This window comes from Streptomyces mutabilis, assembly GCF_014649815.1.
Lineage (GTDB): Bacteria > Actinomycetota > Actinomycetes > Streptomycetales > Streptomycetaceae > Streptomyces > Streptomyces mutabilis.
This window is the reverse complement of the sequence record NZ_BMTT01000044.1, coordinates 1-8,925: the sequence shown is the minus strand read 5'-3', so window position 1 is coordinate 8,925 and position 8,925 is coordinate 1. Positions and strand designations below refer to the sequence as shown.

7 protein-coding genes are annotated in these 8,925 nt (G+C 66.1%); 6 read left to right on the top strand and 1 reads right to left on the bottom strand.

From position 1 onward, the window contains the following. Nucleotides 1–974: 974 nt before the first annotated feature. From IE142_RS34200 to IE142_RS34190, 3 genes are read left to right on the top strand one after another with little or no spacing between them, the layout of a single operon-like run. On the top strand, nucleotides 975–1,619 hold the full coding sequence (locus IE142_RS34200) for an RNA polymerase sigma factor (protein WP_191889338.1): 645 nt from the start codon (nucleotides 975–977) through the stop codon (nucleotides 1,617–1,619). Continuing rightward, a complete protein-coding gene (locus IE142_RS34195) occupies nucleotides 1,616–2,617 on the top strand; it encodes a CU044_5270 family protein (protein ID WP_191889337.1) in 1,002 nt (333 codons plus the stop codon). The genes IE142_RS34200 and IE142_RS34195 overlap by 4 nt, the downstream gene beginning before the upstream one ends. 36 nt (nucleotides 2,618–2,653) lie before the next feature. Beyond that, nucleotides 2,654–3,472, top strand: coding sequence for a peptidase inhibitor family I36 protein (locus IE142_RS34190; protein ID WP_191889336.1), 819 nt, complete (start codon nucleotides 2,654–2,656; stop codon nucleotides 3,470–3,472). A gap of 73 nt (nucleotides 3,473–3,545) precedes the next feature. On the opposite strand, the gene IE142_RS37460 is transcribed toward IE142_RS34190, so the two are convergent. Beyond that, nucleotides 3,546–3,668 carry a hypothetical protein gene (locus IE142_RS37460; RefSeq protein ID WP_268252998.1) on the bottom strand — a complete coding sequence of 41 codons (123 nt, stop codon included), beginning with the start codon at nucleotides 3,666–3,668 and terminating at the stop codon, nucleotides 3,546–3,548. 92 nt (nucleotides 3,669–3,760) lie between these two features. Here IE142_RS37460 and IE142_RS34185 point away from each other — a divergent pair, with 92 nt between their 5' ends. From IE142_RS34185 to IE142_RS34175, 3 genes are all read left to right on the top strand, one after another. Beyond that, nucleotides 3,761–7,717 carry an SGNH/GDSL hydrolase family protein gene (locus IE142_RS34185; RefSeq protein ID WP_229831173.1) on the top strand — a complete coding sequence of 1,319 codons (3,957 nt, stop codon included), beginning with the start codon at nucleotides 3,761–3,763 and terminating at the stop codon, nucleotides 7,715–7,717. Between the two features lie 53 nt (nucleotides 7,718–7,770). Beyond that, complete coding sequence (locus IE142_RS34180) at nucleotides 7,771–8,490, top strand: hypothetical protein (protein WP_191889335.1); 720 nt, start codon at nucleotides 7,771–7,773, stop codon at nucleotides 8,488–8,490. 164 nt (nucleotides 8,491–8,654) lie between these two features. Next, a complete protein-coding gene (locus IE142_RS34175; RefSeq protein WP_229831171.1) occupies nucleotides 8,655–8,879 on the top strand; it encodes a hypothetical protein in 225 nt (74 codons plus the stop codon). Nucleotides 8,880–8,925: the final 46 nt, after the last annotated feature.

Genomic DNA, 8,925 nt, shown 5'->3' with positions numbered 1-8,925 from the left:
GGACGACCCTTCCCAGGCTGATCAACCAGGAGATCATCCTCACCGATCAGTCAACGTGACAACGCCCTCCCGTGTCCTGATCGACCAGGGCGAGGATCTTTCGCGCCTGCTCTGCCATGTGGGGGCCGTCCCTGCACGTCGGTATGGGGGCGGTAGGCGATCAGCCTCTGGGGAACGGATCACTTATCGGGAAGAGCATTACCACATTGCTAAGCGATCCCGCTGCACAGTCGGATCGGTGTGCGATGTGCACAGATGGCAGACGTGTGCACATAGCTAAGTGATCCGACCCCAACGTCGGATCAATCCGATCCTGGAGTCGGGTTGATCCGACTCTGGAATCGGGTAACCCGACTCCAGGATCGGCATACCCGATCCTGGAGTCGGATCGCCAAACGTGTTTCCGCAGGTCAAAGGCGTCTTCGGGGCTACGCTCTCTTCATGCATGAAAGTGCCCAAGGTCTCGCATCCGTCGGGGCTCCTCAGGCCCGTCGGGAGCTCCGGTCCTCGCGCGTGTCGCACACGACCTGACATTGGCGCGCGGGTTGGCGCGCGGGTTGACTGGGGCTCAGCTGACATAGCAGCAGGAAAGCGTGGCTGGTCGGATCTGTGGCTGAGGTGGCACACGCGCGCCTGGACGGTCGGTGCCCCCGCCGTCGTGGTGGACTGGTTCGTGGCTGGGGTGTTGATGTGGTTCGGGGCCGGATTCGACGACAACGGATGACCGCGATCAGTGGAAGGCAACTACCGGTCGCGGGGAGCGCTGGATACTGACCCCACTGAGGCAAACCAACGGTCGGAACCCTGTGCGCACTGTCCTTGCGGCTCCGACTCAATCCTCGTTAAGACCAGATCAGCCGGGCCGACCTCGGGTCGTTGCGCCTTTTGTGGGGATAGGTGCCAGTTCAGCTTCAGTTCCGTATCGGTCTCGCAGAGGAAGTGGAACCGTTGTGGCTGTGCGGACACTTGTTGCTGTGGACTTCCTACTGCACGAACGGGTCCGGTCTGGCGATCGGGCGGCGTTCGCCGAGATCTTCGACGAGCACGCGCGAGTCGTCTACGCCCACGCGATCCGGACGACGGGCGACTGGGCCATGGCCGAGGACGTCATGTCTCTCACCTTCCTGGAGGCTTGGCGGCTGCGTGACAAGCTGCGTGAGGAAGTCAGAAGCGTTCGGGCGTGGCTCTTGGGCATCGCGACGAACGTGATGCGCAATATCGCTCGGTCGGCACGCCGCCACCGGGAGGCAATGTCCCGTCTGCCGCCCCCGGAAGCGTTGCCGGACTTCTCCGACGAGCTGGTCGGTCAGATGGCCGATGCTCAACGCCTGGCCGCCGCCGCCAGAGCGCTGCAGCGTCTCAAGCGCAGCGAGCGCGAGGTCTTCACACTGGTCGTCTGGTCCGATCTGGGGTACGCGGCGGCCGCTGAGGCTTTGGGGATTCCGGTAGGCACCGTGCGTTCCCGGCTTTCCCGGGCGAGAGAGAAACTGCGCAGGCTCGTCGATGAGGAACTGGTGGTGCCGAATCTGGACGGTGCGGAACCGCGGACCGACAGCGGACACATATCGCACAGCGGGGTGGCCGCAGCCCGCACGTCCCACCGAAGGAGAGCACGATGAATCCGGAACAGCGGGAACGAGCCGAGCGTGAGCGGGCGAGCCGGACGCTGCCTCCCGCTCCCTACCCGGACCCGGCACCCGAACGCGTGGCAGCGCGCCGCGCACACCTCTTGAGCGAGGTCGACCGGCAGACGCATTCCCATGCTTCCCGTCTGGCACCGCGGCCGAAAGGACGTTGGGGCCTGGTATGGGGGGCAGCTGCCGCTGCAGGAGCTGTCGTCGCGGTCCTCAGCCTCGGCTCCGGACCCTCTGACACTGTGGGTAACGTGCCACCGGCCTCAGCAGCATCGGTCCAGCTGCTGGAAAGAGCGGCTCTGGCCGCCGCGACGACGCCGCAGACGACGGTGCGCGCCGGACAGTACTCGTACGTGAAGACGGTCGGCCACACATCGGTGCTGTCCGAGACCACGGCCGGCGAAATGGAGCCCCTGCGCGAGGACGAAAGCATGGAGCAGTGGACCTCGGTGGACGGCAGCGAGCAGACTCTGCAGCGCAAGGACGGCAACGACAGCTTGCTGCCCGGCACCGCAGGTGAGGGGAATCTGAACGCGCCGACCTACGACTTCCTGGCCGCCCTGCCGACCGATCCTGACACTCTGCTGAAGCGGATCCGCGACGACGCCGAGAGGAATCACGGAGCTGGCTCCGGCTCCACGACGGGACCGGACCAGGAAGCCTTCGTCACGATCGGTGATCTTCTGCGGAACGGGGTGACACCTCCCGAGACCGCTGCGGCTCTCTACCGCGCCGCTGCCCTTATTCCCGGCGTCGACGTCGTCCCCGACGCCGTCGACGCGGCAGGACGGAACGGGGTCGCCGTCGCCCGGACGCACGACGGTGAGCGCACTGAATGGATCTTCGACAGGAGCACGGCCCGACTCCTGGGTGAGCGCACAGTTCTTGTGGTGGACAACGCCTGGGGCGAAGCCGGCACAGTCGTCACCTCCGTCGCCGTCATCGACAGCGGCATCGTCGACGAGGCCGGACAGACTCCGTAGAGGGCGAACGGCCGCGCGGCACAACGTCATACACCCATGACGACGACCCGCACAAGATCGAACATCCGGACGATCGTGATCGAGAACCCGACATACTCGATCGCGGCCGTCCCGCACCCACGGAGCGTGCTGTGGGATCCCTGTGAATCACCGGCACAAAACCATCACAGGAGAAGCAGCATGCGCTCTGCACGCGTCCTTGTCCCGGCTGTCGCCACCCTTTGTGCGTTGGCGGCGAGCGCGACGACTGCAACCGCGGTACCGGAGCCCGTCGCAGTACCTGAGGTCAGAATTACCACGCAGGCCGAGGAGGCCCAGCTGCAGGAGCAGCTTGCCGAATCCAAGCCCGTCATCGCCACCTACAAGGGCGAGAGAATCAACCTGGCTGACGGCTGGCAGGGGGCACAGGCCTGTACCGAAGTACCGAGCGGTGAGGTCTACTGCTACGACAGCGCCGCCGAAGCGGACCAGGCAATGGCCGCATTCGCCCCGACAACGACCAGAGGGTCGAAGACCGGCGGGGCTGCAGCAACGGCCGACGGTGCGTTCGGTCCTACAGCCTGGAGCGACTGCGCGTACGGGTGGGTCTGCCTGTGGGAGCACTCGGACTTCACGGGGCGCCGGCTTCAGTGGAGCGCCAAGGGGACCAAGCAGCTCGGGGACTGGGACTTCCGGGACAAGGCCAGTGCCGGCTGCGTACAGCGCGATCAGGGCGGTGTGTCGGTCTACGACGCCCGAACGGGCCTGCCTGACCCGTACATGGTCCTGACCAACGGGTACTGCTACAAGTTCTCCACTGCCAGCTACCCGACCGGTGGCACCTTCAACGACAAGGCCGACTACATAACCATGTGATCGGCCGGGTCAGCCTCATCTCGTGCTGACGACGCACTGCACGACGGCGCCTGAGAGACGTGCGTCCTGGCTGTCAGCCGCGGTCCCGTACGCCCCTGGTCGGGACCGCGGCGATCCGGTTCAGCGTCGGGCCGAGCGCTCCACCGCCGAGGCCGGTCTTCAGGAGGGCAGTAGGAACGGTCCTCGCTGATGCCACGTCGTCACTGTTCTGGTCGATCGTCGCAGCTTCCGCAGAAGCCGCGCCGGGCCCCTTCCGTACGCCCTGACATCGCATTGTTGGAGTAGTAGTTGAGAGCTCACAGACTAGCTCGTAGCGGAATCGCCGGCCTTGCGGCCAGTGCGATCCTGACCGGGCTCATACAGGCCGCGCCGGCGTTCGCCGACTCGAGCCCTCCCAACCCGAAGCCTGCACCGAAGCCGACCGGCAGCTACCCGTCGTCCGACGTGCCCACGCGTGTGCCGGACCCCGGCAAGAAGCTCGGAAAGAGCTGGGACACCTCGCTTGACCGGGCCGTGACCACAGCGGCAGACAACGACGGATTCAAGGTCCTCGTGGCGGACAGCAAGGACGCCTACCAGTGGCGAACCGCTGCGACGCTCGCCGAGCCCGGCATGCCGGCGGACTCGTGGATCGGCAACTCCTGCGTCATGGACCGTGATCACGCTGCGGTCGTGTATGCGCCCCGGACGTTCACGAACAAGCCGGACCTGATGCAGGGTGGGGCGTTCACCGCAGTCGTCGATCTGAAGTCCGGTCAGGTGACGAAACTGCCCTTCACCGGATCGCTGGCCTACTTCGATCCGTCGTGCAACCCCACAACACGCACGGCCGTCTTCACGGCGTTTCGCGACAGCAAGACCCGGCTCGTCACCGTCGACACCAGCGGCAAGACGACCAGCGACACTTCTGTCACTGGTCAGGTGACCTCCGCCGTCCCGACCAAGGACGGTCTTGTCGCGGCACACGGCCGCCGTCTGGTGCGCGTCGACCTGACGAAGAGCAGCCTCACGCGGCTGGCTTCCGCGAACGAGGTGCCCTTCAGCATCCGCCCCACCAGCAAGGGCATCGCCTTCCTCGACCGTAAGGACAACACCGCCCACGCCAAACTGTGGAAGAAGGGGAGCGCACCGTCGCTTCTCGCGACGGGCGAGCTGGGCGACCTGGCCCTCCAGCAGGGAACCGACGGCCGGGCATTCCTCACCGGAGACACCACAGACGCAAACCTTGCCGGCACCGGGATCACCCGCCTGCACGTTTCGGCAGACACCGATGTGTCCACCCACGGCCGACTCGCTGTCGATCCCGTCCTCATGCCCGGCGTCCGTGCAGGCCTGGAACGGATCGGCAACGCAGGCAAGGGCTTCACCAAGGCAGAACCGACACCACGAGCTCGCGCCACTGACGACCCCGCGCGGGACAGTGCCGACCCGCTGACCATCACCAGTGTCGCGACCGCCACCGGCGAGAAGATCACCCAGGCGGTCACGGACACAACCAGCGACACAGGAAAAGGCTCCTTCTCACCTGCCCTGCGCGCAGCCGCCGCCACGGAGAAGGCACCGGGAAAGAACGCGCGGACCGTTCAAGCGGCCGACGCACGGGCGCACAACCCGGTGGACACCGACCGCTGGTGCTCCATCCCCCGCAACGACGTCAAGGCGCTGGCCCTGCAGCCGACCCCTAACCAGGTCGAATGGGCTGTCAACATGGCGATCCGCGGCGAACTGCGCGCCAACTGGATCACGCAGGGAGGCTGGCGCTCCCAGTTGGGCCTGGGCACCGTCGACCCTCAGGGACTCTTCCCGCCTCCCGCCTTGAAGGGCGGTGGACAGATCCCGGCGCAGGTGCTGCTGGGCGTGCTCGCCCAGGAGTCGAACCTGTGGCAGGCGGAAGGCGGCGCCATCCCCGGTCAGATGGGCAACCCCCAAGCGGCGATCGCCGGCTTCTACGGTCATGAGGGCGAGACGTCCGAGGCGTACTGGAGGATTCGCTGGCACGAGTCCGACTGTGGCTACGGAGTCGGTCAGGTCACCGACGGCATGCGGCTCGCCGGCTATGAGAAGCCGGGTGAGACGTCCCTGTCCCCGACAAAGCAGAAGGCCGTCGCTCTGGACTACGCGGTCAACATCGCCGCGTCCATGTACATCCTCGCGGACAAGTGGAACCAGGTGCACACCGCCGGGCAGACCATCACCGTCAACAACGACGACCCGTCGAAGCCGGAGAACTGGTTCGCCGCCCTGTGGAACTACAATCTCGGGTTCAACGAGAACAAGGGTGACGGCACGCCGTGGGGCCTGGGCTGGTACAACAACCCCGCGAACCCGTTCTACCCGCCCTCGCGGGACCCGTTCATGTCCGACCCGCGTGACGCCGCCAAGCCCCAGAACTGGCCCTACCAGGAAAAGGTGATGGGTTGGGCCGCCTGGTCCATGGACACCGGCTACTCCTATGCCACTTCCGGGCGGCAGGACTGGCCCGGTGAGTCCGGCTACGACTCCGCCGGCTTCCGGCCCGCCTGGTGGATCAACCCAGGCCAGCGCGACCGGATCAAGCCGCCACTGGACGCGTTCTGCAACGCCACCAACAACTGCGATGCCGCCAACCCGCCCGACTGTCCCGACGCGAAGTGCTATGAGACGTACTGGTGGCGCGGCGCAAACGTGACGTGGAAGGCGAACTGTGACGCCGACTGCGGTCACGAGAATGTCAAGTACGTCACGTCCCGCGCGGAACCCGGCCGTGGCTACCGTCTGCAGTACGGCACACCGGAGTGCGGCGCTGCCCCTGCCGGGGCACTGATCGTGGAGTCCATACCTGACAACACCGCGACCTACGGCGGCTGCGCGTCCGGCACCGACGCCGGACACTTCCAGTTCACCTTCCACCCCAACCCCCTGGCGACCGGTCCAGGCCTGGGCCAGTACGAAGCCAAGGGAGACCTGCACCAGATCGGCGGCGGACAAGGTGGCCACTTCTGGTACACGCACACCCGCGACATCGCTCACCTCGGCGGTCCTGGCAACAGGATGACCATCGACGGCACCTGGACCCTCGACCGCGACGTCGAGTGGACACGCGTCTTCGCCCACCAACCCGACACGGGGGCGCACACCCAGCAGGCCCATTACGTGATCAAGGGAGTCGCCGGCGGCGACCGACACCGCTACGTCAACACCCACTTCAGCGCCAACACCTGGGTGGAACTCGGCGTCTACCGCTTCACCGGCACCCCTCAAGTCCAACTGACGAACACTACCGCCGACGGCACCGCCGACGAAGACGTCGCCTGGGACGCCGTCGCCTTCCAGCCGCTGTCAGGCAAGCCCAAGCACATGGTCGTCGCCATGGGCGACTCCTACACCTCCGGCGAGGGAGCCGGAGCCTACTCACCCGAGTCCGACAGAGACCACGGAGAGAGCGACTGGAACGCCTGCCGACGCAGCGACAACTCCTGGCCGCGCAAGCTCCGGCTGCCCGGTCACAGCACCAGCCTCGGCGAACTCTCGGACAACAGGAGCGCCACTGTCGACTTCCTCGACGTCAGCTGTTCCGGTGCGAAGACCTCGCAGCTGACCCCAGGCGACCCTCTGCCCTGGGGAAGGATCGGCAACTACCATGAGGTGAGCCAGATCGACTCCGGCGTCCTCAGCCCGGACACCACACTGGTCATGCTGACCATCGGCGGCAACGACGGGGACAATTTCACCAACGCCGTCACGAACTGCTACATCGTCGGAGTATGTGACCCCGCCGACTACACAGGCAAGGTCGACCAAGCGGTACTTGATACCGGGGGTCTCATCGCCGACATCGCACTCGCCGCGCCGAACGCACAGATCGTCCTTATGGGCTATCCACGCCTGGTCAGTGACGAGCAATGCGTGACAGCCGACTTCGACGCCCTGAACCAGCTGGCCGACTACGTCCGAGACAAGCAGAAGGCCAAGGTGGCGGAGCTGAGCAAGGCCGGGACCAAGGTGGCTTTCGCCGACCCGATACCCGCCTTCCAGGGGCACGGTATCTGTGACGGCGACGAGTGGATCAACCGTATCGTCGCCGGCCCGAACGGCGATGGCGACTTCCACGCCGGAGACCCGGCCAACCAGGTCCCATGCCTGCCCTGGCCCGGGGAGAACATCTGTGCCAGCCTCGAGTCGTTCCATCCCAAGAACGCCGGCACCACAGGCTATGCACGGGTCATGGAGCAGACACTGGCCGGTATCGGATACAAAGGCAGCTAGTGGCACCTGACCAAACTGGAGGTGCGGTGGTCACGAGGCCGGGGAACCGCCTCGTGACCACCGGCTGCCTCACCGTGCTGATCGCGTTGGCTGCCGTTCTAAGCCTCGTCGTCTCCTGGCTGTGGTATCGGCATTGGCACGACGGGAACGTCAACAGCGAGCGCAGGGAGCGGGCCCTGGCAGCGATCCTCGAGCAGGCTCAAGCCAGGGCGGATGACACAGTCCGCGCACTCGAGACGAGCGGCACCACCGACGTCGACACGCTGACCCGAGTGATCTGGCAGTACTCCAAAGCCCCGGTGATCACCTACGACGCGACCTACCGCGAATTCACTGCCACGGCTGCGTCATCCGCCCAATACGATGCGGAAACCATGCTCCCCGGTGGCGGATCGATCCAGGTGACCCGCTGCTTCGTCTTCACGTACACCCAACACCCTGGCCAGGCGTGGACATCGAAGGTATCCGAGCGCGACGACGCCGCGTGCCGTCCGAGCACCCAAATCGGTAACCGGGTCCGCCTGGCGCTGACGCGCATATCAGGCATGTACACCGAGGACCTGACACCCGAGGGTGTACAGCATGTCCTGAACCCCACGAGACGCCGATCCTTCGACGTCAAGAATGTAGTGCACGAGGGGGACACGGTGATCGTCTCCGTCCTCGTCTCCAGCTCCGACGCACGAATCGACCAGTGCTACCGCTTCTCACGACCCGAATCAGGCGCTGTCGGCCAGGAGACAGCCACAGCGGTACCGGCACCCTCGTGCTGAGGGAAGCTGCGCCGCATCGTCGTCCGGCAAGAGGCCGAGCGAGAGGCCAGCCGTGCCAGAGACGGCCCACGCCCCGCCGTCGCTGTCTAGAGGCCCGACGCGGTTGCGCAGCGTGGAGCTGGCGGGCCGCTCGCACGCCGCGCCGGGCCGTCATGATTGAGGACGTGGACTACAGCCTTGTCATCGCGGCCGCCCAGGCCGCCGGCCCCTGCCCGCTCGGTGAGGAACCGGCCTGGGGCCGTCGCGTGCACGCCCTGACCGTCGACCTGCACCTGATCGCCCAGCAGGCGGCGCAGGACATCGACCGCCTGGAGAGCGCCTCGCGGTTCGTGGCGTTCCTGGAGAACGTGGAGATCGAGGAGTCCAGCCGGTGTTGTCACGTTGACTGATCGGTGAGGATGATCTCCTGGTTGATCAGCCTGGGAAGGGTCGTCC